This is a genomic window from Desulfocurvus vexinensis DSM 17965 (assembly GCF_000519125.1).
GTDB classification, from domain to species: Bacteria; Desulfobacterota; Desulfovibrionia; order Desulfovibrionales; family Desulfovibrionaceae; genus Desulfocurvus; species Desulfocurvus vexinensis.
This window is the reverse complement of the sequence record NZ_JAEX01000001.1, coordinates 430,433-454,922: the sequence shown is the minus strand read 5'-3', so window position 1 is coordinate 454,922 and position 24,490 is coordinate 430,433. Positions and strand designations below refer to the sequence as shown.

Annotated in this window: 23 protein-coding genes and 1 tRNA gene; 20 read left to right on the top strand and 4 right to left on the bottom strand. The window is 72.0% G+C overall.

Annotated elements, in window-relative coordinates:
- Window positions 1-104 precede the first annotated feature (104 nt).
- The 15 genes from G495_RS0102065 (at window position 105) to G495_RS0102000 (ending at window position 14,176) form a co-directional block, all read left to right on the top strand.
- Window positions 105-180, top strand: a tRNA-Ala gene (locus G495_RS0102065).
- A gap of 85 nt (window positions 181-265) precedes the next feature.
- Entirely contained in the window at window positions 266-1,126 is an 861-nt protein-coding gene (locus G495_RS17135) for a class I SAM-dependent methyltransferase (protein ID WP_035250487.1), read from the top strand.
- Between the two features lie 215 nt (window positions 1,127-1,341).
- Window positions 1,342-1,467, top strand: a complete 126-nt coding sequence (locus G495_RS22720; protein ID WP_281171678.1) for a hypothetical protein — start codon at window positions 1,342-1,344, stop codon at window positions 1,465-1,467.
- A 154-nt stretch (window positions 1,468-1,621) separates the two neighbouring features.
- Window positions 1,622-2,731, top strand: coding sequence for a spermidine/putrescine ABC transporter ATP-binding protein PotA (potA, locus tag G495_RS0102055; protein WP_028586446.1), 1,110 nt, complete (start codon window positions 1,622-1,624; stop codon window positions 2,729-2,731).
- Window positions 2,724-3,602: an ABC transporter permease subunit gene (locus G495_RS0102050; RefSeq protein WP_028586445.1), complete on the top strand. Its 879-nt coding sequence runs from the start codon at window positions 2,724-2,726 to the stop codon at window positions 3,600-3,602. Before potA ends, G495_RS0102050 begins: the two co-directional genes overlap by 8 nt.
- Window positions 3,599-4,369 carry a spermidine/putrescine ABC transporter permease PotC gene (potC, locus tag G495_RS0102045; RefSeq protein WP_028586444.1) on the top strand — a complete coding sequence of 257 codons (771 nt, stop codon included), beginning with the start codon at window positions 3,599-3,601 and terminating at the stop codon, window positions 4,367-4,369. Before G495_RS0102050 ends, potC begins: the two co-directional genes overlap by 4 nt.
- A 1-nt stretch (window position 4,370) precedes the next feature.
- Window positions 4,371-5,417 (top strand): extracellular solute-binding protein, encoded by a 1,047-nt coding sequence (locus G495_RS0102040; RefSeq protein ID WP_028586443.1) that lies wholly within the window; start codon window positions 4,371-4,373, stop codon window positions 5,415-5,417.
- Between the two features lie 556 nt (window positions 5,418-5,973).
- Window positions 5,974-6,972, top strand: coding sequence for a BMP family protein (locus G495_RS0102035; protein WP_028586442.1), 999 nt, complete (start codon window positions 5,974-5,976; stop codon window positions 6,970-6,972).
- A 55-nt stretch (window positions 6,973-7,027) separates the two neighbouring features.
- Window positions 7,028-8,560, top strand: a complete 1,533-nt coding sequence (locus G495_RS0102030) for an ABC transporter ATP-binding protein (RefSeq protein ID WP_035250483.1) — start codon at window positions 7,028-7,030, stop codon at window positions 8,558-8,560.
- Complete coding sequence (locus G495_RS0102025; RefSeq protein WP_028586440.1) at window positions 8,550-9,599, top strand: ABC transporter permease; 1,050 nt, start codon at window positions 8,550-8,552, stop codon at window positions 9,597-9,599. The genes G495_RS0102030 and G495_RS0102025 overlap by 11 nt, the downstream gene beginning before the upstream one ends.
- 3 nt (window positions 9,600-9,602) lie before the next feature.
- The gene (locus G495_RS0102020) at window positions 9,603-10,544 is read left to right on the top strand and encodes an ABC transporter permease (protein ID WP_028586439.1); all 942 of its coding nucleotides are present in this window, start codon (window positions 9,603-9,605) and stop codon (window positions 10,542-10,544) included.
- An 11-nt stretch (window positions 10,545-10,555) separates the two neighbouring features.
- Window positions 10,556-11,839, top strand: coding sequence for an amidohydrolase family protein (locus G495_RS0102015; RefSeq protein WP_028586438.1), 1,284 nt, complete (start codon window positions 10,556-10,558; stop codon window positions 11,837-11,839).
- Window positions 11,840-12,151: 312 nt separating this feature from the next.
- Window positions 12,152-12,853 carry a tetratricopeptide repeat protein gene (locus G495_RS20100; RefSeq protein WP_051444968.1) on the top strand — a complete coding sequence of 234 codons (702 nt, stop codon included), beginning with the start codon at window positions 12,152-12,154 and terminating at the stop codon, window positions 12,851-12,853.
- 98 nt (window positions 12,854-12,951) lie between these two features.
- Window positions 12,952-13,140 carry a flagellar biosynthesis anti-sigma factor FlgM gene (locus G495_RS0102005; RefSeq protein ID WP_028586437.1) on the top strand — a complete coding sequence of 63 codons (189 nt, stop codon included), beginning with the start codon at window positions 12,952-12,954 and terminating at the stop codon, window positions 13,138-13,140.
- Between the two features lie 154 nt (window positions 13,141-13,294).
- Entirely contained in the window at window positions 13,295-14,176 is an 882-nt protein-coding gene (locus G495_RS0102000; protein WP_169734343.1) for a hypothetical protein, read from the top strand.
- A gap of 117 nt (window positions 14,177-14,293) precedes the next feature.
- On the opposite strand, the gene G495_RS0101995 is transcribed toward G495_RS0102000, so the two are convergent.
- Window positions 14,294-15,745, bottom strand: coding sequence for a sensor domain-containing diguanylate cyclase (locus G495_RS0101995; protein WP_051444967.1), 1,452 nt, complete (start codon window positions 15,743-15,745; stop codon window positions 14,294-14,296).
- A gap of 205 nt (window positions 15,746-15,950) precedes the next feature.
- On the opposite strand from G495_RS0101995, the gene G495_RS0101990 reads away from it, so the two are divergent.
- Window positions 15,951-16,706: an SDR family oxidoreductase gene (locus G495_RS0101990; protein WP_028586434.1), complete on the top strand. Its 756-nt coding sequence runs from the start codon at window positions 15,951-15,953 to the stop codon at window positions 16,704-16,706.
- 78 nt (window positions 16,707-16,784) lie between these two features.
- Here the strand turns inward: G495_RS0101990 and G495_RS17125 are convergent, their stop codons facing one another.
- Window positions 16,785-19,520 (bottom strand): tetratricopeptide repeat protein, encoded by a 2,736-nt coding sequence (locus G495_RS17125; protein WP_035250479.1) that lies wholly within the window; start codon window positions 19,518-19,520, stop codon window positions 16,785-16,787.
- 25 nt (window positions 19,521-19,545) lie between these two features.
- Here G495_RS17125 and G495_RS0101980 point away from each other — a divergent pair, with 25 nt between their 5' ends.
- The 4 genes from G495_RS0101980 to G495_RS0101965 all read left to right on the top strand — a co-directional run bounded on the left by G495_RS0101980 (window position 19,546) and on the right by G495_RS0101965 (window position 22,955).
- Window positions 19,546-19,911, top strand: coding sequence for a molybdenum cofactor biosynthesis protein MoaE (locus tag G495_RS0101980; protein ID WP_028586433.1), 366 nt, complete (start codon window positions 19,546-19,548; stop codon window positions 19,909-19,911).
- 76 nt (window positions 19,912-19,987) lie between these two features.
- Window positions 19,988-21,094 (top strand): glycosyltransferase, encoded by a 1,107-nt coding sequence (locus G495_RS0101975; RefSeq protein ID WP_028586432.1) that lies wholly within the window; start codon window positions 19,988-19,990, stop codon window positions 21,092-21,094.
- Window positions 21,091-22,206, top strand: a complete 1,116-nt coding sequence (locus G495_RS0101970; RefSeq protein WP_028586431.1) for a glycosyltransferase family 4 protein — start codon at window positions 21,091-21,093, stop codon at window positions 22,204-22,206. The genes G495_RS0101975 and G495_RS0101970 overlap by 4 nt, the downstream gene beginning before the upstream one ends.
- Window positions 22,203-22,955, top strand: coding sequence for a UPF0280 family protein (locus G495_RS0101965; protein WP_035250473.1), 753 nt, complete (start codon window positions 22,203-22,205; stop codon window positions 22,953-22,955). Before G495_RS0101970 ends, G495_RS0101965 begins: the two co-directional genes overlap by 4 nt.
- 20 nt (window positions 22,956-22,975) lie before the next feature.
- Here the strand turns inward: G495_RS0101965 and G495_RS0101960 are convergent, their stop codons facing one another.
- Window positions 22,976-23,890 (bottom strand): delta(1)-pyrroline-2-carboxylate reductase family protein, encoded by a 915-nt coding sequence (locus G495_RS0101960; protein ID WP_028586429.1) that lies wholly within the window; start codon window positions 23,888-23,890, stop codon window positions 22,976-22,978.
- 2 nt (window positions 23,891-23,892) lie between these two features.
- Window positions 23,893-24,381 carry a CBS domain-containing protein gene (locus tag G495_RS22335; RefSeq protein WP_028586428.1) on the bottom strand — a complete coding sequence of 163 codons (489 nt, stop codon included), beginning with the start codon at window positions 24,379-24,381 and terminating at the stop codon, window positions 23,893-23,895.
- Window positions 24,382-24,490 lie beyond the last annotated feature (109 nt).

Here is a 24,490-nt window from a genome sequence, read left to right as displayed (position 1 = left end):
CACCGGGGGCCCGGGCCGGGGGCCGAAATAGTGCTTGCGCCCCCGGGCCGCTGCGTGTAAGAAAACCTGCTCCGCCGTCGGGACCCGCCGACCGGACCACCAGTGGGGATGTAGCTCAGCTGGGAGAGCGCTGCCTTCGCAAGGCAGAAGTCGAGAGTTCAAATCTCTTCATCTCCACCACGAATTCCAAAGGGGCTTGCGGCGCGACCCGCAGGCCCCTTTTCCCGTCCCGCGCCACGCCGGGGCGCGGCCACTCGGAGCGGCAATGCACATCGAAGTTCTTCTTGGCGGATGGGACCAGTACGAGCTGCTGGATTCGGGCGACCGGCGCAAGCTGGAGCGCTTCGGCGATGTGGTCGTGGTGCGCGGGGAGCCGCGCGCGTGGTGGGCCCCGGCCCTGCCCCAGGCCGACTGGGACCGCGCCGTGGCCGTGCACGACGAAAAGCGCTGGACCATGCGCCCCGGGGCCCCGCGCGAGTGGACCCTGCCCCTGGGTGACCTGCGCCTGCTGGCCCGCTTCACCGAAACCTCCAAGCACCTGGGCGTGTTCCCCGAGCAGTGGCCGCACTGGATGAGCCTGGCGGCCCACGGCGCACCCCGGGCCGGGCGCAGGCCCCGGCTTTTGAACCTCTTCGGCTACACCGGCGTGGCCAGCCTGGCCGCGGCCCGGGCCGGGTTCGAGGTCACGCACATCGACGCCTCCAAGACCGCCCTGGCCTGGGCCCGGCGCAACCAGGAGCTCTCCGGCCTTGGCGACACCAACGTCCGCTTCCTGCTGGACGACGCGGCCAAGTTCACCACCCGCGAGGAGCGGCGCGGCAACGCCTACGAGGCCATCCTGCTGGACCCCCCGGCCTTCGGGCGCGGCCCGGCCAAGGAGCTGTGGAAGGTCGAGGCCCAGGTGGCGGACCTTTTGGCCACCTGCGGGCGGCTGCTCTCCGACGACGCGCGGCTGGTCATCCTGACCATGTACAACACCGACGCCTCGGCGCTCATGCTGCGCAACCTGATGCTCGGGGCCATGCCCGGCGCGGGCGGCACCCTGGCCGTGGGCGAGCTGGCCCTGGCGCACAGCGCCAGCCCCCGGCTGCTGCCGCGCTCGCTGTGGGCCCGCTGGACGCCCTGAGGCCCGGCCCGGGCACGAAAAAATGCGCAGCGCGGCAGGCGCAGCGCCGGGCCGGAGCCCGCGCGAGGGCAACGCTTCCGACCCGCGCCCGGCGCAGGAAATCGCCGTGCCGCCACGGCGCCCCTTGTCAGCCCGGCACGTTCGTGGCATAAGGCCCGCAACGGACGGGACAGCCCCCCGGGGCGCCTCCGCCCATCCCCTCCCAAGGAGCGGCAATGAGACGACAGACCAGCTACCTGCTGCGCCACCTGCGCCGGGCCCGCCGGGGCCTTGCAGCACGCGGCGCCCGGCAGGCCGGACCGGCGGGAAGTAGACCCTGGTCCGACCACGCCCTCGGGTAGGCGGCTGGCGTCTCTTTCCGTTTTTTCTTTCCCTCCGACGCTTTTCCGCCCCCGGCGTGGCCGGACGAACGGCGCGGCCCCCCGGCGGGGCCGCGATGCACGGCTGCGGCCTTTCGTGTTCCTGTAGCGGCCAACGCGGCCCACGAGGGCATCCATGGCGGATCAAGACTGCATCATCGAGCTGCGGGGCGTCTCCAAACGCTTCGACGACCTGCTGGCCCTGGACGGCATCGACCTGGGCATCAGAAACGGCGAGTTCCTGACCCTGCTCGGGCCCTCGGGCTGCGGCAAGACGACCATCCTGCGCATCCTGTCGGGCTTCGAGGCGCCCACCGAAGGCGACGTGTTCATCGCGGGACGGCGCGTCAACGACATGCCCCCCGAGCGCAGGCAGGTCAACACCGTGTTCCAGAACTACGCGCTGTTCCCGCACATGACAGTGGAGGCCAACGTGGGCTTCGGGCTGCGCATGCAGCGCACGGACCGCGCCGAGGCCGCCCGCCGCGTGGCCGACGTGCTGCGCACGGTGCACATGGACGGCTTCGCCAAGCGCCGCCCGGGGCGGCTGTCGGGCGGGCAGCAGCAGCGCGTGGCCATCGCCCGCGCCGTGGTCAACAACCCCCTGGTGCTGCTGCTCGACGAGCCCTTCAGCGCCCTGGACGCCAAGCTGCGCAAGGCCATGCAGCTCGAAATCAAGCACCTCCAGCGCCAGCTGGGCATCACCTTCGTCTTCGTGACCCACGACCAGCAGGAAGCCTTCGCCATGTCCGACCGCGTGGTGGTCATGAACGAAGGCCGCATCGAGCAGATCGGCTCGCCCCAGGAAATCTACGAAAACCCCGCCAACCTCACCGTGGCGCGCTTCGTGGGCGACATCAACATCCTGGACGCCACCATCGCCGAGAAGATCAACGGCGTGCGCTACCGGGCCGTGGTCGAGGGCTCGTCCATGCCCGTGGAGACGCGCCGCTCCTTCGCCCCGGGCGACGACGTGAAGGTGCTGCTGCGCCCCGAAGACCTGCGCGTGTGGCGCGCCGTGGACGAGCGGCCCGAGGGCCCCTTCCTCACCGGGCGCATCGAGGAGACCGTCTACAAGGGCGCCACGGTGGACATCATCGTGCGCCTGGAGGGCGAAGACGGCGGCAAGACCCTGCTGGCCCAGGAATACTTCAACGAGGACGACCAGGAGATCAGCTACGCCACGGGTGAGACCGTGGCCGTGACCTGGGTCAACGGCTGGGAAGTGGTGCTGCCCGATGCATGACGGCGCGCTGTTCCGGCGCTTCTGCATCCTGGGCGTGGCCGCGTGGCTGATCGTCTTCGCCCTGGCGCCCAACGCGGGGCTCTTGGTGGTCTCGTTCCTCACGCGCCACCCCGAGGACTTCGTCGCCCCCGGCCTGACCCTGGACGCCTACACCCGGCTCATGGACCCGACCTTCGCGGCCATCTTCTGGGAGTCGGTGCGCCTGGCGGCCCTGGCGACCCTGGTCTGCCTGCTGGCGGGCTACCCCTTCGCCTACGCCCTGGCCCGCGCCGGGCGCCGGGCCCGGCCCTGGCTGCTGCTCATGGTCGTCATCCCCTTCTGGACCAACTCGCTCATCCGCACCTACGCGGTGATCATCATCCTCAAATCGCGCGGGGTGCTCTCCAACCTGCTCGAAGCCCTGGGCCTGACCAGCGGGCCGGTGTCGCTGCTGTACACCGACACCGCCATGTTCATCGGCTTCACCTACACCCTGTTGCCGTTCATGATCCTGCCGCTGTTCGCGGCCATCGAAAAGCTGGACCGCAACCTGCTCGACGCCGCGCGCGACCTGGGCGCGGGCAGCCTGCGCGCCTTCTGGAACGTGACCCTGCCCCTGACCATGCCCGGCATCCTGGCTGGCAGCATGCTCGTGTTCCTGCCCGCCCTGGGCATGTTCTACATCCCCGAGCTGCTGGGCGGCGGCAAGTCCATGCTCATCGGCAACTTCATCAAGAACCAGATGCTGCTCGCGCGCGACTGGCCCCTGGGCGCCGCAGCCAGCACGGTGCTCACCGTGGCCCTGGCGGTGATGATCGTGCTGTGGCGGGTGGCCGCGCGCCGCGCCCGCGAGGACGAGGCCGACGACCTGCTGGCCGAGGGGGCGCCATGACCCGCAAGCTGCGCCTGGCGTGGATGGTCCTGGTCTTCGCCTTCCTGTACCTGCCGATCCTGGTGGTCATCGTCTATTCCTTCAACGACGCCACCTACTCCACGGCCTGGCGCGGGTTCACCTGGAAATGGTACGAGCGCCTGGCGGCCAACGGCCCGCTCATGGACGCCGCCCTGCGCACCCTGGTGGTGGCCGTGGTCTCCGCCACGGCGGCCACGGTGCTGGGCACCCTGGCGGCCCTGGCGCTCAACCGCTACCGCTTCACCGGGCGCAAGGTGCTGCTGGGCAGCATCCTGGTGCTCACCGTCTCGCCGGACATCGTCATGGGCATCTCGCTGCTCATCTTCTTCGTGGTCTTGGGCGCGAGCCTGGGCTTCGGCACGCTGCTGGTGTCGCACATCACCCTGTGCCTGCCCTTCGTGACCCTCACGGTGCTGGCGCGCCTGGCGTCCTTCGACGAGAACCTCGTGGAGGCCGCGCGCGACCTGGGCGCCTCCGAGTGGCGGGCCTTTCGCGACGTCATCCTGCCGCTGACCCTGCCCGCCGTGGGCGCGGGCTGGCTGCTGAGCTTCACCCTGTCCATGGACGACGTGCTCATCAGCTTCTTCGTCACCGGCCCGAGCTACGAAATCCTGCCGCTGAAAATCTACTCCATGGTACGCCTGGGCGTGAAGCCGGACATCAACGCCCTGTCGGCCATCATGTTCACCCTGACCGTGGCCTGCGTCCTGCTGGCCCACGCCATGACCCGCACAAGGAGGCAATAACATGACCAAGCGCATCGCAGCCCTGCTGCTCCTGGCGGCCCTGGTGGCCGTCCCCTCGGCCTGGGCCGGGGCGGGCAAGACCCTGACCATCTACAACTGGACCGACTACATGCCCCAGAGCGTGCTCGACGAGTTCAGCGCCGAGACGGGCATCAAGGTCGTCTATTCCACCTACGAGTCCAACGAGGCCATGTTCACCAAGCTGAAGCTCATGGGCGGCAAGGGCTACGACCTGGTGGTGCCCTCCACCTACTTCGTGAGCCTGATGCGCGAACAGGGCCTGCTGGCCGAGATCGACCCCACGGCCCTCTCCAATTTCGCCAACCTGGACCCCTCGGTGCTCAACAAGCCCTTCGACCCCGACAACCGCTACTCCATCCCCTACATGTGGGGTTCCACGGGGCTCATGGTCAACACCAGGCAGGTCGCCCCCGGCACCGTGGCCGCCTGGGCGGACCTCAAGCGCCCCGAGCTGGCCGGACGCATCGTCATGTCCAGCGACCTGCGCGACGGCCTGGGCCTGGCCCTCAAGGTGCTCGGGCACTCCATGAACACCCGCGAGGAGGCCGAGATCAAGGCCGCCTACGAATGGCTGCTGGAGCTCAAGCCCGCCGTGCGCGTGTTCACCAGCGACGGCGCCAAGCAGGTCTTCGCGGGCGAAGAGGCCGTGGCCGGGCTGATCTTCAACGGCGACGCCAGCCAGATCCGCGAGGAAATGCCCGAGCTGGAATACGTCTACCCCCGCGAGGGCGCCATGCTGTGGATGGACAGCCTGTGCATCCCGGCGGGCGCGGAAAACAAGGAAGGCGCGCTGCTGTTCATCGACTTCCTGCTGCGCCCGGAAATCGCCGCGCGCATCGCCGAGGAGTTCCGCTACACCACGCCCAACAAGGCCGCCTTCGCCCTGCTGCCCGAAGAGCTGCAAAACGACCCCATCGTCTCCCCGCGCCCCGAAGACCTCGTCAACAGCGAGTTCCAGACCGGCGTGGGCGAGGCCCTGCCCATCTACGAAAAGTACTGGGAAATGCTCAAGGTCGCGACGGAGTAACCCGCCGGACCCAGACGACGCCCAGGGGCCCGCGACGCACAAGCGTTGCGGGCCCCCGCCGTTTCCCGCCTGCCGGTTTCGGCCCGGCGCCGGGGGCGGAGGAGCCTGGGGACGGTGCGCGTGGCCCCTGGGTGGATTTGCCTCCGGCGGCTCAAGGGACACGTCCCTTGAGAATCCCGCATTGGGTGGGCGTGGCGGCGCGCCGCCACGCCCACCCCGAATGGGATTCTTAAGGGCCCACGGCCCTTAAGCCGCCGGAGGCCAATCAATCCCCAGGAGCACGCACCGTCCCCAGGCTCCTCCTCCCCCGGCCCGCGCCCGTCCTCGACCTTCACATTTTCGTCAAACTGTTACAATTGCGTGGCGCTCCTTGCCGCTTTTTGTCATATTCGTCGCCGCTCTGGGCGGCCCCCGGCGCGCTTTTCCTGGCCGCTCCGGGGCTTGGCGCCGCTGGCACGCCCGTTGCTCGGAAGCGGGCCGCGGCCTGCGCGCCGCACCCCCGGCGCATCGGCGTTGCCGGGGCGGACCAACCACCCTCACCCCTCGGGAGACGACGATGAAGAAGACTTCCCTGACCGCCCTGGCCTGTGCCCTGGCGCTGGCCTGCGCCCTGGCCCTGCCCGGGGCCGCCCTGGCCAAGACCATCAAGGTCGCCGGCATCTACACCCAGCCCATCCAGCAGAAATGGGACGCCCGCCTGCACCAGGCCCTGACCAAGGCCGCCGAGGCCGGGGAGATCGAGTACGTGTTCTCCGAGAAGGTCTCCAACACCGATTACGTGCGCGTGCTGCGCGAGTATTGCGAGTCGGGCGTGGACCTGGTGGTCGGCGAGGCCTTCGGCATCAGCCGCGACGTGCGCAAGGTCGCCGACGACTACCCCGGCGTGGCCCTGCTCATGGGCGACTCTTTCGGGCCCTACGGCAAGAACATGGCCGTGTTCGACAACTACATCCACGAGCCCTGCTACCTCATGGGCATGATCGCCGGGTCCATGACCAAGAACAACCGCATCGGCATGGTCGGCGGCTACCCCATCGGCGAGGTCAACCGCCTGTTCCACGCCTTCATGGAGGGAGCGAAGTCCGTGAACCCCGCCGTGGAGTTCAAGGTCTCCTTCATCGGCTCCTGGTATGACCCGCCCAAGGCCAAGGAGTTCGCCTACGCCCAGATCGAGGCCGGGGTGGACGTGCTCTACGCCGAGCGCGCGGGCGTGGTGGACGCCGCCCGCGAGAAGGGCATCATCGCCTTCGGCAACGTCAACGACATGAACAAGGAGGAGAACGGCACGGACGTGGTCGTGACCTCCGCCCTGTGGGACATGACCGCCGCCATCGGCCACGCCATCGAGCGCGTCAAGGCCGGGACCTTCGCCGCCGAGGACTACCGCGAGTGGACCATGATGGCCAAGGGCGGCGCGGCCCTGGCGCCCTACTACGAGTTCGATGAGCGCATCCCCGCCGGGGTCAAGGCCGAGGTGGAGAAGATCAAGGCCGCCATCCTGGCTGGCGAGATGGTCATCACCATCAACGACGAAGAGCCCAAGTCCACCTTCTAGGACGCGGACCTGCCGGGGCCGCCTGCGCGGCGGCCCCGGCGCGCCCGGGAGCACCATGCCCGAAAGCCAGACCGTGCTGCGCCTGCGCGGCGTGACCAAGCGCTTCGGCCCGCTGACCGCCAACGACGCCGTGAGCCTGGAGCTTGCGCGCGGCGAGATGCTCGCCCTTTTGGGCGAGAACGGCGCGGGCAAGACCACGCTCATGCATATCCTCTTCGGGCACTATGTGGCCGACGAGGGCGAGGTGGAGGTCATGGGCCGCCCGCTACCCCCGGGCTCGCCCCGGGCGGCCCTGGACGCCGGGGTGGGCATGGTCCACCAGCATTTCACCCTGGCCGCCAACATGACCGTGCTGGAAAACGTGATGGTCGGCACGCGGCCCGTATGGTCCACGCGGCTGCGCACGGCTGCGGCGCGCAAGCGGCTGGCCGACCTCTCGGCGCGCTTCGGCCTGCATGTGGACCCCGACGCCCGCGTGCGTGATCTTTCCGTGGGCCAGCGCCAGCGCGTGGAAATTTTGAAGGCCCTGTACCGCGACACGCGCATCCTGATCCTGGACGAGCCCACCGCTGTGCTCACGCCCCAGGAGAGCGACCAGCTGTTCGCCACCCTGCGCCTGCTGGTCAACCGGGGCCTGTCGGTCATCTTCATCACCCACAAGCTGCGCGAGGTCATGGCCGCCAGCGACCGCTGCGTGGTGCTGCGCCACGGCAAGGTCGTGCTGCGCGCCGCGACCCACGAGACCGACGCGGGCACCCTGGCCCGGGCCATGGTCGGCGGCGAGGTGCCCCGGGTGCAGCGCCGCCCGGGCGAACCCGGCGCCGAGGTGCTGGCCCTGGACGGCGTCCTGCTGCGCGGCCCCGAGGGGCGGCCCGTGCTGGAAGGGCTGGACCTGACCCTGCGCGCCGGGGAGATCCTGGGCATCGCCGGGGTGTCGGGCAACGGGCAGGCCGCCCTGGCCGAACTGGTCAGCGGGCTGGCCCGGCCCGACGCCGGGGAGCTGCGCGTCCATGGCCGCCCCGTGCCCGCCCCGACCCCGGCGGGCATGATCGCCCTGGGCGTGGGCCGCGTGCCCGAGGACCGCACGGGCACCGGCCTGGTGGGCGACATGAGCGTCATGGAGAACCTGGCCCTGGAGGTCTACCGCCAGCGGCCCTATTCGCGCTGGGGGCTGCTGGACTTTGCGGCCATGCGCCAGCGCGCGCGCGACCTCGTCGCCCGCTTCGACGTGCGCTGCCCGGGCCCCGGCGCCCCGGTGCGCCAGCTCTCGGGGGGCAACATGCAAAAGCTCATCCTGGCCCGGGTGCTCTCGGGCAGCCCGTCCGTCATCCTGGCCAGCCAGCCCACCTGGGGCCTGGACGTGGGCGCCGCCGCCTTCGTGCACAAGGCGCTCATGCAGGTCAGCCGCGCCGGGGCCGGGGTGCTGCTCATCTCCGAGGACCTGGACGAAATCTTCCAGGTGGCCGACCGCATCCAGGTCATGCACCGCGGCCGCCTGTCCGCCCCGGTGCGCCCCGACGAGGCCGACGCCGCAGCCATCGGCCTGGCCATGAGCGGCCACGGCGAGGAGGCCCGCAGTGCGCATTGAACCGCGCGAGCAGCCCTCCCTGGCGCTCACGGTGCTGGCTCCGGTGCTGGCCGTGGGCGTGGCCCTGGCGCTGTGTTCGCTGCTCATCTGGCTCTCGGGCACCTCGCCCGCCCGGGCCCTGGGCCTGCTGCTCAAGGGCTCCCTGGGCTCGACCTTCGCCCTCACCGAGACCCTGACCCGGGCCACGCCGCTGATCTTCACCGGGCTGGCCGCCGCCGTGGCCTTCCGCGCCAAGCTGTGGAACATCGGCGCCGAGGGCCAGCTCTACGCGGGGGCGGCCATGGCCACCTGGCTGGGCACCGGGATGCTCGACCTGCCCGCCTGGCTGATGGTGCCCACGCTCTTCCTGGCCGGGGCCCTGGCCGGGGGGCTGCTGCTGCTGGGCCCGACCCTGCTCAAGACACGCCTGGCCGTGGACGAGGTGGTCACCACCCTGCTGCTCAATTTCGTGGTCCTTCTGGCCGTGAACTGGCTGGTCTTCGGGCCGTGGAAGGACCCCATGGCCATGGGCTGGCCCCAGGCCGCGCCGGTGGTGGACGCCGCCGTGCTGGCGCCCATGGTGGCCAAGACGCGCCTGCACTGGGGCTTCGTGGTCGCCCTGGCCTGCGCCGTGGGCGCCTGGGCCGTGATACGCTTTTCCACCTGGGGCCTGGAGATCCGCGCCGTGGGCCACAGCGAGCGCGCCAGCCGCTTCGCGGGCATCCCCGTGGGCCGCGCGGTGCTGCGCACAGCGCTTCTCTCCGGCGGGCTGGCGGGCATGGCCGGGGTCAGCGAGCTGGCGGGCCTCAAGGGCTACCTGACCCTGGACCTCTCCCCGGGCTTCGGCTACTCGGGCATCGTGGTGGCCATGCTGGCGGCGCTGCACCCCCTGGGCGTGGTGGCGGCGGCGCTGTTCGTGGCCGTCATTTCCATCGGCGCCGACTCCATGAGCCGTTCCCTGGAAATTTCCAACTATATTGCCGATGTGGCCACGGCGCTTTCGCTTCTGGCCGTGCTGGTGAGCATGCTGGCGCCGCGCTGGCGCATCCGCTGGAGGTAGGCCGTGGGCGTGCTGGAACTGCTGCTGGAAACCGGCTTCTGGGTCGCCACGGTGCGCATGGCCACGCCGCTGCTCTTCGGCACCCTGGGCGAGCTGATCTGCGAGCGCGCGGGCGTCTTGAACCTGGGCATCGAGGGCATCATGGCCGCCGGGTGCATGGGGGGCTGGTGCTGGGTCTACCTGGGCGGGTCGCTGTGGGGCGCGGTGCTCTTCGCCGCCGCCGTGGGCGCGGCCCTGGGGCTCGTCCACGCGCTGTTCACGGTCCACCTGGGCCTGTCGCAGCACGTCACCGGCCTGGGCATCACCATGCTGGCCTCGGCCCTGTCGTCCTTCGCCTTCCGCATGCTGCTGCCCAAGGCCACCACTCCGCCCAAGATCGTGCCCTTCGCAGCCATGGACATCCCGGGCCTGAGCAGCATACCCCTGCTGGGGCCGGTGCTCTTCGGCCAGACGCCCCTGACCCTGCTGGCCCTGGCGGCGCTGGGCGTCACGGCCTGGGTGCTCTACCGCACCCCGGCGGGCCTGGCCCTGCGCATGGCGGGCGAAAACCCCATGGCCGTGGAGTCCCAGGGCCTGTCGGTCCATGCCATCCGCACCGTGGCGGTCATGGCGGGCAGCGCGCTCATGGCCGTGGGCGGCGCCTTTCTGACCCTGGCCGCCTTCGACGCCTACTACATCGGCATGGTCAATGGCCGGGGCTGGATCTGCATCGCCCTGGTGGTCTTCGCCTCGTGGCGGCCCGGCAAGGCCCTGCTCGGCGCGCTGCTCTTCGCGGCCTTCGACGCCGTGCAGATGCGCGTGCAGCAGCAGTCGGGCCTGGCCATCCCCTACCAGGTCTATCTGATGATGCCCTACGTGTTTTCCATCGTGGCCCTGGTGGTCATGTCGCGCCGCGCGGCCTATCCGGCGGCGCTTTTGGTGCCCTTCCGCAAGGGCGAACGCTGAAGGAGGCTCCCATGCTCGATCTGCTGGTCACCGGCGCGACCCTGCCCGAGGGCGGCGGCCCCGTGGACATCGCCGTCAAGGACGGACGCATCGCCGAGATCGCCCCGCGCATCACGGCCCAGGCCGCGCGGACCATCGACGCCGCAGGCAACCTGGCCGCCCCGCCCTTTGTGGACCCGCATTTCCACATGGACGCCACCCTGTCCCTGGGCCTGCCGCGCATGAACGAGAGCGGCACCCTGCTGGAGGGCATCCGCATCTGGGGCGAGCTCAAGCCCGAGCTGACCCCCGAGGCCGTCAAGGCCCGGGCCCTGGAGCTGCTGGACTGGTCCGTGGCCCGGGGCACCCTGGCCGTGCGCACCCATGTGGACGTGACCGACCCGAGCCTCATGGCCGTGGACGTGCTGCTGGAGGTGCGCGAAGAGATGCGCGGCCTGGTGGACATCCAGCTGGTGGCCTTCCCGCAGGACGGCGTGCTGCGCACCCCGGGCGGCCAGGAGCTGCTCAAGCGCGCCCTGGACAAGGGCGTGGACGTGGTCGGCGGCATCCCGCACTTCGAGCGGACCATGGAGGACGGGCGGCTGTCCGTGCGCTGGCTGTGCGAGCTGGCCGCCGCGCGCGGGCTGCTGGTGGACATGCACTGCGACGAGACCGACGACCCGGCCTCGCGCCATGTGGAGACCCTGGCCTTCGAGACCACGCGCCTGGGCCTGCAGGGCCGCGTCACCGGCTCGCACCTGACCAGTATGCATTCCATGGACAACTACTATGTGTCCAAGCTGCTGCCGCTCATGGCCGAGGCGCAGCTGCACGCCGTGTGCAACCCGCTGATCAACATCCACCTCATGGGCCGCCACGACACCTACCCCAAGCGCCGGGGCCTGACCCGCGTGCCCGAGCTGCTGGCCGCCGGGGTCAACGTGGCCTTCGGCCACGACTGCGTGATGGACCCCTGGTACTCCCTGGGCAGCCACGACATGCTGGAAGTGGCGCACATGGGCGCGCACTGCCTGCAGATGATGGGCACCACGGGCCTGGGCCAGTGCTTCGAGGCCGTGACCCACGGCGGCGCGCGGGCCCTGGGCCTTGCGGACTACGGGCTGGCCCCGGGCAAGGCCGCCGATTTCGTGATCCTGCAGGCCAGGAACCCCGTGGAGGCCATCCGGCTGCGCCCGGCGCGGCTGTTCGTGGTCCGGCGCGGGCAGGTGCTGGCCGCCACGCCCCCGGTGCGCGCCAGCCTGACCCTGCCCGGCCAGGCCCCGCGCGAGGTGGACTTCACCCTGCGCCGCAGCTAGGGCCGCCCCCGCGAAATACGGCCAGATCCACTGGCCGCACAAGGCACCCGGGTCAAAACGCTTTTTGCCGTCACGGCCCCCTGGCTGTCTTTCGGGGGCGCTGCGCCAGGCGGGGAAAAATCGCCACGCCGCAGGACGCCTGCCCGCGCCAGATGCGGCGGCCCGGCTGCGCGCCATACGGGGCGCGGCGCCGCCTGCCGGGCGCCCCCGGACCGGGCGCCCCCTGCCGTTTCCCGAAAAACCCTCGCCGACCGGCCTTCCTGCGCCGCCCCGGTGTGTTGACAGCGCTGCCCGGGCAGCGCACAACAAACCATGCGCCGCCGCAACGCCCTGCCCGCCCTGCTGCTCGCGCCGGTCCTGGCCCTGGCGCTCTTCGTGCCCGCGCCGTGCGCCCTGGCCCCCGCCCTGGCGCAGGACGCGCCGCTCGTGCCGCTGCTCTCGCCGCGCCTGGTGCGCGACGACCCGCGCCAGCTCGTGCGCCAGGGCCGCGAGGCCGCCCTGCGCGGCGATCAGGACTCGGCCTGGGAACTGCTGACCCGGGCCGTCAACTCCGCCGACATGGACCAGCGCTCCCTGGCCGACGCCCTGGTGCTGCGCGGGCGCCTGGGCCTGGAAGGCGCTGCCCCCCGGCAGGCCCTGGCGGACTTCCGCCGCGCCGTGGAGCTGGCCCCGGCGACCTCGGGCGCCCTGGCCTGGCGGGCCCTGGCCTGGCTGGAGCTGGCCCGCCCCGGCCCGGCCCTGGACGACGCCCGCCGCGCCGTGACCCTGACGCCCAGCGCCGCCCTGGCCCATCTGGCCATGGGCCGGGCCCTGCTGGCCCAGGACCGTCCGCAGGACGCCCTGGCCGCCCTGGACGAGGCCCTGCGCCTGGACCCCGACCTCGGCCCCGCGCGCCAGGACCGCGCCCGGGCCCTGCGCGCCCTGGGCCAGCCCGGGGCCGCCGAACGCGACGAAGCCCGCGCCCGCGAGCTGTCCCCCGCCCTGCCCCTGCCCCTGCCCCTGCCCCCCGGCTGACCCGCCCCCCCGGTCCGGCCCGACCCGGCATCCCCGACAAATCCTTGCACTTCCAAATACACCCTTAACTTCCTGAATCCGCTGCCGATGAATACGGCATGCAGCACGACGACGCACACGGCGCCGGGGCCGCGCCGGCCCCGGAAACGGGGGGCCGCTACGAGCCCACCGAGGAGGACCGCAAGGCCCTCATCGCCGAGTTGCGCGCCCAGATTCTCGCCGGAACCTACCGCCCGAGCATCGGGCGCATCAGCGTGAGCATCTGCGGCGACCTGGCCGAGGAGTGACCGCGCTCCCGCCCGCCGCCGCCGCCTGCCGCCCCCTTCTGCCGCCCCCGCCCGCCGCCGTTCGGCGCCGCCCCGGCCCGGAAAAACCCCTCGCGCGCGCCTGACGCATTGACCATCCGCCAACGTCCGTGCGACCCTGGCCGCGCGGCGCCTGTTGCGCCGAACGCCCAGCACCAACGTCAAGCCCGGAGCCGACGCCATGCCCCGCATCCGCCGCCCCCTGCGCAATCCCGCAACCTCGACCCTGCGGCCCACGGCGGCCCTGACCCTGCTGGCCGCGCTGCTGGCCGTGGCCGCCGCCCTGGTCGGGCACCGCTCGGGGCAGGAGGCGGCGCAGCTGGTGGAGGCCCGGGGGCGGCTGGCCCTGGTGCTGGCGGCCCAGGCCGACGCCCGCCTGGGCGCCCTGCGCGCGGCCCTGGACGAGGCCGCCGCAGGCCTGGAGCAGGCCGCCGCGCCGGACCACCAGGCCGCCCTGGCCACCCTGGACGCGGCCCTGCGCCAGCGCGACCCGGCCCTGGCCGGGCTGGCCCTGGAAGAGCGCCCCGCGCCCGCGCCCCATGGCCTGGAGCCCGGGCCGCAGGGCGGGGTGCACATCGTCCTGCGCCAGGACCTGCCCGGAGCCCGGGCGCACCTGACGGCCCGGGCCGACGCCGACCTCCTCACCGAAGGCGCGGACCGCCCCCGGGGCCTGGCCCTGCTCTTCGCCGCCGACGACGCGCTGCTGGAAGTCGCCTCCGGCGGACTGGACGAAACGGCCCTGGCCACCGGCGCCACGGCGCAGGCCCTGCGCAGGCTGGCGGGCGAAGCCCGGCGCGCCTCGGCCCTGGCCCAGCGGGAGCTGACCGACCCCGGGGGGGAACGCCTGCTGGCCGTGGCCGCACCCCTGCGCGCGCAGCCCCTGGTGCTGCTGCTGGTGCTGCCCGCCCCCGCCGGGGAGCACGGCCCGCCCGTGGGCATGGCCGCCGTCCTGCTGGCCCTGGCGGGCACGGCCCTGGCCGTGCTGCCCCTGCTGCGCAAAAAAGGACGCCGCCCCTGACGGACGGCGTCCCATGAACATCGCGGCCCAACCCGGCCCGGCTTTGCCCGGGGTCGCCCGGCTTCCCCCGACTGTACCCGGCTTCCCTCGGCTTCGCCCGGCTGCGCCCGGCTTCGCCTACGCGCTGGCCACCACCCGGTCGCGGCCCTGCTCCTTGGCGCTGTAGGCCGCCTGATCGGCGCGCCGGGTCAGGGCGTCCAGGGTCTCGCCCTGGCGGTACTCGGCCACCCCGCAGCTCACGGTGACGGGCTGGCAGCCCTCCTTCTGGGCAAAACAGGCGCCAGCCACCGCCGCGCGGATGCGCTCGGCCATGGCCCGGACCTCGTCCAGCCCGCCCTCGGCCAGCACCAGGAACTCGTCGCCACCCCAGCGGGCCAGCAGGTCGCCGGGGCGGATGATGCCGCGCACCAGCCGGGCGATGCCCACCAGCACGCGGTCGCCCTCCAGGTGGCCCAGGTTGTCGTTGACGCCCTTGAAATGGTCCAGGTCGAGCAGGATGATGGAGAAGGGCGTGCCATGGCGCCCGTGGCGCGCCTCGGCCTGCCCGAAGCGGCCCTCGAACTCCCAGCGGTTGGCCGCGCCCGTGAGCTGGTCGGTGACGGCCATGTGCATCAGGCGGCGCTGGAAATGGTTCACCGTGACCACACTGAGCCCCAGGATCACCAGCCACGCCGCCACGCCCACCACCAGGGTGCGCACCAGGTTGTCGCGCGCGGCGGCCAGGGCCGAGGCCTCGTCCTGTTCCACCAGCAGGGTCCAGCCGATGTCCTCCAGGTACCGGGCGGCGAGCAGCACGGTGCCGTCCGGCCCGGTGTACTCGAAGTTGGCAGGCTCGCCGCGCAGGGCCAGCACCTTGCGCGCCACGCTGGAGATGCCGGGCATGCTGCGGATGTTGGCCTGGGCCATCTGCTCCGTGTCCGGCCCGAGTTGCACCGTGCCGAACTCGTCCACCAGGAGGATGCGTCGGTGGTACTTGTTCTGGAAGCCCTGGATGATCCCGGCGAACTCCGTCAGGTCCAGGCCCACGCCCGTCACGCCCAGCAGGTAGCCCCGGTAGTCCTCCACGCGGTGGTTGATGAACAGGGTCAGGGCCCCGCCCGCGGCCTGGTTGGCGTCCACGTTCAGATCGACATCCACGCCCCGGCCCACGAACCCGTAGTACCACGCGTCGCGCAGGTCCATGCGCGAGACGGTCTTCAGCGTTCCGCCAAAATAGTAGTATTTCTTGGTCTTCTCTGAAACGAAGAAGGACGTGAAGAACCCGTAGCGGTTCTTGATCTCGTTCAAATACTTGCGGACGAGTTCCTCGTCGTGCTCGCCGTCCAGGGCCCAGTCGCGCAGGAAGGTGTCGCTGCCCATGAGCGAGGCCACGAACAGCGGGCGCATCAGCTCGCCGCGCAGCTCGGAGTGGATGGTGTCGCGGGTGAGCGGCAGGCCGGTGGTGAGCAGCTCCTCGCGCACGGCGTCGCGCGAGACGCGGTAGTTGACCACGCTGGTGACGACGAAGGCCGCCAGCAGGATGACGGACAGGGCCAGCACGAGCCTGGCCTTCACGGACAGATGAGCCAACGATTCCTCCCGGGGCCGTGGATGCGGCGGGGCATCCCCCCCGCACGCCGACACTATCGATTCCCCGCCCGGGCGACAAGAAGGAAAACCGCGCCCGCGAGGCACCCCCGGGCGGCGCCCCGGGGCGCGGCTTGCAATCGGGGCACGATCGGCTACACTGCGCCGCGACGCCCCCCTATCACCATTCCCAAACAGGATGAACGACATGAGCAAGACGATCTGCATCACCGGGGCCACCTCGGGCTTCGGCGAGGCCATGGCCCGGCGCTTCGCCCGCGAGGGCTGGCGCGTGATCATCACCGGGCGCCGCCGCGAGCGCCTGGAGGCCCTGGCCCGCGAGCTGGCCCCGGCCCAGGTCCACGCCGCAGCCTTCGACGTGAGCCGCCGCGAGGCCGTGGATACCTTCGTGGCCGGGCTGCCCGCCGGGTTCGCCGCCGTGGACGTGCTGGTGAACAACGCGGGCCTGGCCCTGGGCCTGGAGCCCGCCCAGCGCTGCGACCTGGACCAGTGGGAGACCATGGTGGACACCAACATCAAGGGCACCCTGTACATGACCCGCGCCCTGCTGCCCGGCATGGCCCAGCGCAAGGCCGGGCACGTGGTCAACCTGGGCTCCATCGCGGGCACCTACCCCTACCCCGGGGCCAACGTGTACGGCGCCACCAAGGCCTTCATGCGCCAGTTCTCCCTGAACCTGCGCGCCGACCTGCACGGCACGGGCGTGCGGGTGACCAACATCGAGCCCGGCATGGCCGAGACCGAGTTCTCCGTGGTCCGCTTCTCGGGCGACCAGGGCCGCGCGGGGTCGGTGTACCAGGGCATGCAGCCCCTGGTGGCCGACGACATCGCCGACCTGATCCACTACGCCGTGAGCGCCCCGGCCCACGTGAACATCAACCGCCTGGAAGTCATGCCCGTGGCCCAGAGCTTCGGCCCCTTCCCCGTGGCCCGCGAAAGCTAGCCGACAGACGCGCGGGGCCCCGCCCGCACGACGCGGACGGGGCCCCGGGCCCGGCGCGGGCGCCTGCGCGCCCCCCGGCTAGCGGCGGGAGCCGGAGCGGGGCCGCGCCCCGCCCGACCGGCCTGCCTGACCGCCCCGGGCGCCGCCCCGGGCGCCGCCCCGGGCGGACTGCGCCGCCTGCTCCTGGGCCAGCTTGCGGCCCAGTTCGATCCGCTCCTCGAAGAACTTGGCCTTCTTCTTCTCGAACACCAGCGCCGTGCGCAGCAGGGCAAAGACGAACGCCGCCACACTGAGCACCACCACCAGCCCCTTCTGCAGGTTCCAGCGCTGGCCCTCGATGGCCCGCGAGAGCCATTCGACGCCCCAGTGCTCGGCCACGAACACCGACGCGGGCATGGCCACCAGGGCCAGCCCCAGGCCCACGATCTCCAGCCACATGAAGCTCTTGCCCAGCAGCAGGATGAACAGCGTGGCGTCGCGCACGATCTTGAGGGTCACCAGGCGGTGGCCCAGCCGCCCCAGGGTCTCGTCCACCTGGCGGAAATACTCGTGGCTCAGGCGGAAGTTCTTGGCCACCGTGAAGTGCTGCTGGCGGACCCAGTTCAGCTTGGTCACGCAGAAGTTGAAATCGCGGTTGAAGTCGCGCAGGGCCTTGGGGAAGGGGAACCACGAGATGTCCTCGTGGATGCGCCGCAGCCGGTCGCGGATGCTCTCGGCCTGGCGGGTCAGGTCCCGGGTCTCGGTCTCGATCATCTGGCGCATCTCTTTTTCGAGCTGCATCCGGCCCTGGGACAGGCGGCGGAAGGCCACGAAATTCTCCACCCCGGCGAGCTTGAGCAGCTCCTCGATCTGGCGGCGGGCCTTGTGGCCGAAATCGTGCCCCTGCCCGAACCAGTCGTCGATCTCCTCCTGGAGCTGGCGCAGCTTCTCGGCGCTCTCCTTGGCCACGGCCTGGGCCTGCATCCAGCGCCCGTAGAGCACGCCCAGAAGCTGCACGTAGCCGCGCTCCATCTCCGGGTCGATGAGCACGCGGTTGAACATGTTGGGGTCGTCGTCCACGAGCTGGTCCACCAGGCCCACGGCGTGTTCGGTGAAGCCCATCTTCACCATGCTCACGGCCTGGCGGTAGAGCGGGTCGATCCAGCGCGGGCAGAGCTTGTGGGCGTCGCGGTACAGGGTCATGGCCTGGTCGAAGCGGCCCTGGACCTCCAGCGCCCGGCCCTGGAGATACTTGTGGTAGGCGAAATGCGTGGGCGTGTCGCCCACCTGCTCGGCCTCGTGCCAGAACTCCACGGCGCGCTCCAGGTCGCCGCGCTCCAGGGCCAGGAAGCCCAGCAGCGTGCGGAAGCCGAAGTCGCGCGGGGCGCGCAGCGCGCCCTGCTTGGCCAGGCCCTCGGCCACCGCCGCGTCGCCCGCCACCAGGGCGCCCAGGGTCTTGGCGTGGGGCGAGTCCTGCGGGGGAGCGAGCTTGAAGAACCCCGAGGGCAGTTCCTTGCCCAGCGAACGCATGACCAGCGGCGCGGCGCGCAGCTGCGCCGGGGCGTTGATCTCGAACACGGCGGCCAGCAGGCTCTGGGCCAGGCCCTGGCCCGTGAGCACCGTGCCCAGGGCCTGGGCCGGGTCCTCGCGCAGGGCCTCGCCCAGCTCGCCCAGCCCGGCGGAGATATGGGCCAAGTCGAGCCCGGCCAGCTCCCGCCAGGGCGCGGGGTTGAGGTCCACCAGCCGCCGCGAGGGGCACTGGGCCTCCTCGTGGGTGCGCTGGCCGCAGTAGAAGCAGGGCCGCCCGCTGCCCACCAGCAGCGCCACGGGCAGCGTCACGGCCAGGGTGCCCCGGTCCTGCTCGCCCTGCTCGTCGGCCAGCAGCACGTAACACCAGTCGGTGAGCTTGTTGCGCTCGAAGCTGTAGCTCACGTCCTTGATCAGGAAGCGCGAACCCAGCAGGAAGGCCGAGCGGTAGGACATGTGCGGAAAATCCGGGGCCATCTTGTCCCAGTCCAGGGGCACCTTGCGCGGCAGGTCCTCGTTGAACTGGAACCCGGCCTTCTCCACGGCGGCCATGACGCTGGGCCAGTAGGCGCAGTCGTCGCAGTCCTTGGCCCGGGCCAGCAGCGAGAGGATCTCGCGGCACCAGATCTCCAGGGTCTTGTAGTTCTCCAGCTCGAAGATCATGTGGTTGTCGTGCAGGATGAACTTGAGCTTGAGGCGCTTGACGATCTGCTCCACTGCGGCGAAGAACCGGGGCCAGCCCTCAATGAAGCGCTTGTCCAGGGGGTTGCCCAGGGGCCGCAGGATGAAGTACCACCCAAGGGTCGGGCGGAAGCCGATGCGCGGGTCGCCGGAAAGCCGGCTCCAACTGGCCGAGGCCATGCCCGTGATCTGGCGGTCCACCTTCTCCAGCTGGATGCCGGGCATGTTCTCCACGTCGGGGCGCACCTTGGGGTGGACCCAGACCTCGAAGACCCCCGGGCTCATGGCCTGCTGGGAGTACAGCTCCGAGGCGATGGACAGGGACATCTCGCGCTGGAACCCGATCATCAGGTTCGTGGGCATGATCTGGATGAAGACCGGCAGCTCGTTCAGGTTGGCCCAGATCTGGAGCCGGGCCGCGGCCTGGAACACGTCGCGCGACCAGAAGTACCACACCGCCTGGTTGCGGTCGGCATTGATCTCCACCCCGCCGAAGTCGCGGAAGGTGGAAGGGATGGCCTCGGTCAGCTCCCCGGACCAGACCAGCCACACGGCATAGCCTGTGGCCGACATCCTGTACTCGTGCAGGGTCGGAAGGTCCTTGAGAAGCGTCGCAAACTTGTACACTGTCGCCTACCGCGAAGGAGTTCACATGGACATTACAGCAACCATCGCAAAGCTCAAGGCCGAACCCGGATTCAGCGACCACGTGGGCATGGTCCTGGTCCACAACGGGGTGGTACGCGCCACCTCGCGGGCCGACGGCGCGCAGGTCACCTGCGTCGAGGTCACGCCCGACCGGGAGCGGATCGCCGCCCTGTGCCGCGAATACCAGGCCCGCCCGGGCATCTGGCGCGTGCTGGCCGAGGCCGCCTCGGGCCGCCTGATGCCCGGCGACGATCTGCTGTTCATCGTCGTGGCCGGCGACTTCCGCGAAAACGTCAAGGCCACCCTGGCCGAAGTGCTGGACCGCATCAAGGCCGAAGCCGTGGTCAAGTCCGAAACCTGCGTGCGCTAGCCGGGAGCCGGGGCGGCGAAAACCCGTCGCCGCCGGATCTCCTTGCAATTCCCGTGCAATGGCACTAGGCAGGCCCATGCGCATCATCCAGGTCGCCAACGTCCGCTGGTTCAACGCCACCTCGTGGTACGCCCTGTACCTGGCCCGCCTGCTGCGCGAGGCCGGGCACGAGACGCTGGTGCTGGCCCTGCCCGGCACCGAGACCCTGGACACGGCCCGGGCCTGGGGCCTGCCCGTGGCCGCCCTGCCGCTCAACTCCGCCAACCCCCTGGTGCTGGCCGGGCTGGCCCGCGAGCTGCGCCGCCTGGTGCGCGAGTTCCACCCCGACGCCGTGAACTGCCACCGGGGCGAGTCGTTCTGGCTGTGGGGCGCCATGCGCGCGGCGGGCGCGCCCTTCCGGCTGGTGCGCACGCGCGGCGACCAGCGCCTGCCGCGCAACAACGCCGCCAACCGCTGGCTGCACTGCCGCTGCGCCGACGCCGTGGTGGCCACCAACTCGGTGATGCACGCCCATTTCCGCGACGCCTTCGGCATCGGGCCGGACCGGCTGCACCTGATCCTGGGCGGGGTGGACCGCGCGCGCTTCGCCTTCGACCCCCAGGGCCGCGAGCGGGTGCGCGCCCAGTTCGGCTGGGGCCCGGAGGATTTCGTGGTCGGCCTGCTGGGCCGCTTCGACGAGGTCAAGGGCCAGCGCGAACTGATCCAGGCCGTGGCCCAGGCCCGGAGCGCCCCGGGGGGCGCGCGCCTGCGGCTCATGCTCGCCGGGTTCGAGACGGCCACCACCCAGGCCGAGGTCCAGGGCTGGATCGACGCCGCCGGGCTGGGCCAGGCCACGGTCATCACCGGCCAGCGGCCCGACGTGGCCGCCGTGATCTCGGCCATGGACCTGGGCGTGGTGGCCTCCAAATGGTCGGAGACCATCGCCCGCGCGGCCCTGGAAATCATGGCCTGCGCCCGCCCGCTGCTGGGCACCACCGTGGGCGTCATGCCCGACCTGCTCGGGCCCGGGGCGCTGTTTCCGCCCGCCGACGTGCCCGCCATGGCCGCAGCCATCGCCCGCGCGGCGGCGGACCCGGCCCACCGCGCCGCCCTGGCCGCCGAACAGGCCCGGACCATCGCGGGCCTTTCGGGAGCGGACTTCCTGGCCCGGACCCTGGCCGTCTACTCCGGAGGCCGCCCGTGAGCCGCGTGGCCCTCATGCTGCCCAAGCTGTCCACCTACGGCGGGGTGGAGGGCTTTGCCCACCGCCTGGCCGGGGCCCTGGCCGGAGACGGGCTGGAAGTGGACTTTTTGTGCGCCCGCCAGGAGACCCCCGCGCCGCCCGGGGTGCGCGTGGTGGCCCTGGGCCGCCCGCCCCTGGGCCGCGCGGCCAAGATCGCCTGGTTCGCCTTTGCCGCCGAGCGCGCCCGCAGGCGCGGGGGCTACGCCCTGACGTGCGGCCTGGGCAAGACCCCCCGCCAGGACCTGCTGCGCATGAGCGGCGGGCCGCTGGCCAAGTTCTGGGAGCTGTCCGCCCGGGCCTATGCCCCGGGCCTGCCCCGGGCCTGGAAGATGCTGCGCCGCCGTCTGGCCCCGGAAAACGCGCTCATCCGCGCCCTGGAGCGCCGGGCCCTGGAGAACCAGCGCGTGTGCGTGGCCGTGTCGCACCGCGTGCGCGACTGGCTGCTGGAGGCCCACCCCTTCCTGGCCGGACGCGACCTGCGCGTGATCTACAACCGGCCCGACCTGGCGCGCTTCTCGCCCGTGGACGAAGCCGGGCGCGCGGCCCTGCGCCGGGCCATGGGCCTGGACGGCCAGCGCCTGCTCATCGCCACGGCGGGCACCAACTTCGCCCTCAAGGGCCTGGAACCGCTCATCCGCGCCCTGGCGCTCTTGCCCGGCGACGCCGTGCTGCATGTGGCCGGGGGGCGCAACCCCGGGCGCTTCCGGGCCCTGGCCGAGACCCTGGGCCTGGGGGGCCGGGTGGTCTTCCTGGGCCGCGTGGCGGACATGGCCGCGCTGTACCGCGCCTGCGACGTGTTCTGCCTGCCCTCGTTCTACGACACCTGCTCCAACGCCGTGGTCGAGGCCCTGGCCTGCGGCACGCGGGTGGTCTCGTCCCGCGACAACGGGTCGAGCTTCTTTTTGCCGCCCGAGCGCGTGGTGGCCGACCCCGGCGACCACGAGGCCCTGGCCCGGGCCATCGAGGCCACCGCCGCCGCCCCGCGCCCCGGGGCCTTCGCCTGGCCGCACAACGTGGCCTCGGGCCTGGAGCCCTACCGGGCCCTGGTGCGCGACATGCTGGAGCGGCCATGAGCCCGGCCCGGCGGCCCCAGGCCGTGCACACGGGCACGGCGCGCGGCTACCGCGGCGCCCTGGCGCCCTCGGGCGGGGAAGTGGCCTTCCAGGTGGTGGTGGAGCAGACGGACCTCTGGGTGGTGGCCCGCAAGGACCTGACCCGCGAGGTGGCGGCCTGGGTCACGGAGCTGCGCGGCCAGCTCAAGGCCTACATGGCCCTGGACCCGGCCTTCGGCCCGAGCCTGGTGCCTGTGGACGTGCCCCCGGGCGCGCCGCAGATCGTCCAGGCCATGGCCCGGGCCGGGGCGGCCTGCGGCGTGGGGCCCATGGCCGCCGTGGCCGGAACCATCGCGCGCATGGTCGCCGAACGCTTTGTTCAGGAAAGCCCCGATATTCTTGTTGAAAACGGCGGCGACATCGCCATGTTCTCCACCCGCGCGCGCACGGTGGGCCTCCTGGCCGATCCCGCCGGGGGCGCGCGCCTGGGCGTGCGCATCCCTGCCGCAGACTTCCCCTGCGCCCTGTGCGCCTCCTCGGCGCGCATCGGGCATTCCCTGTCCCTGGGCCAGGGCGACCTGGCCGTGGCCCGGGCCCGCGACGCCAGCCTGGCCGACGCCGCCGCCACGGCCCTGTGCAACCACATCCGCACCGCGCGCGACCTGCCCGGGCTGGCCGAGCTGGGCCGCCGCTTCGGGCTGGACGGCCTGTTCGCCCAGGCCGGGGAGCGCGTGGCCGCCTGGGGCCGCATGGAGCTGGTGGCCCTGTAGGCCCGCCAGCCGCCCCGGCCTCAGCCCCCCGCCGCGTGGCCCAGGGCCAGCCGCCCGGCGGCCAGGTCGAACAGGGCGTGGCCCACGCTCTTGAACAGCACCGGCCCGTGCGCCGGACGCGGCGCGCCCAGGGCTGCGGCCAGGGGCGTGCAGTCCCGCGCGGGGTCCAGCCCGGCCAGGAGCAGGTCGCCGCCCTCGGCGGCGCAGCCCGGGGCCGTGTCCACGAACACCCGGCAGGCGCGCACCACCTCCGGAGCCACCTCGGCCATATCGGCCTTGAAGGCGCCCACGGCGGCCACGAAGGCGTCGGGACGCAGCGGCCCGTGCAGCACCGGGGTCCGGCTGCTGGTGGCCGTGACCACCAGCGCGCATTCTTCCAGGGCCCGGGCGGGGTCGGCCACGGCGGCGGCCTGCATGCCCAGGCTGCGGGCGTGGGCCGCCAGGGCCTCGGCGCGGGCCGGAGTGCGCGAGCAGATCAGCGCCCGGCGCGTGCCCAGGCCCTCGCGCAGGGCCTCCAGATGCGCCCGGGCCTGGGCCCCGGCGCCCAGCACCAGCAGCGCGCCCCCGGGCTGCGGCGCCAGGGTCCGCGCCGCCAGGAGCGACAGGGCCGCCGTGCGCCGCGCCGTGACCGTGGGCCCGTCGAGCACGCCCAGGCAGCGGCCCGTGGCCGCGTCGAGCACGGTCACGGCGCCCAGCAGCAGGGGCAGGCCGCGCGCGGGATTGCCCGGGCAGACCGTGACCAGCTTGTTCACCGCCACGCGCTGGTCCGCCGCAGGCATGACCAGCAGCGTGCCGCCCCCGGGCAGGGGGTGGTGGATGCGCTCCGGGGCCGTGGCCAGCCCCTGCGCGGCGTCGGCCAGGGTCGCGGCGATGGCCTCGGCCAGGGCCGGATAGGGCAGCAGGGCCGCCGTGGCCGCCGCGTCGTGGTCCGGCACGGCTACTTCATCTGCGCCAGCACGTCGCGGCTGACTTCCTTGAAGATGTCGGCCTTGAAGATCACGCCCAGGATCTTGTCGCCGTCGCACACCAGGGCCCAGCCGCGCCGGTGGCGCAGGAAATCGGCCACCACGGTGATCAGCGGGTCGTTGGGCTGGACCCTGGGCACCTTGGGCTCCAGCAGCCCGGCGATGCCCTTGCCCGCGCAGGCCTTGCAGGCCAGGGCGAAGGCCCGGTCCCAGTCCTGGTCGGTCAGCGCCAGCAGCGTGTCGTCGCCGAACACGCATTCTTCCAGCTTGCGCATGACGTTCCACATGGTCACCACGCCCTTGAAGACCCCGTCGGAGTCCTGGACCACGGCGATGTGGTTGTCGGGGTTGGCCTCCACGCCCAGGCGCAGGGCGCGGATCAGTTCCATGAAGCCCACGTCCTCGCCCACGGAGGTGAAATCGTCGCGCATGATGTCCCAGGCGCGCTTGCGCATCAGCATGGGGGTGCTCCTTTCGCCGCCGTGCGGCGCGTCGCGGTTCGTGCTTCCAACGATGTAGGGGACTTTGGGCCGGGGCGCAACTCCCGGCGCGCCGCCCCTGTCTGGCGGG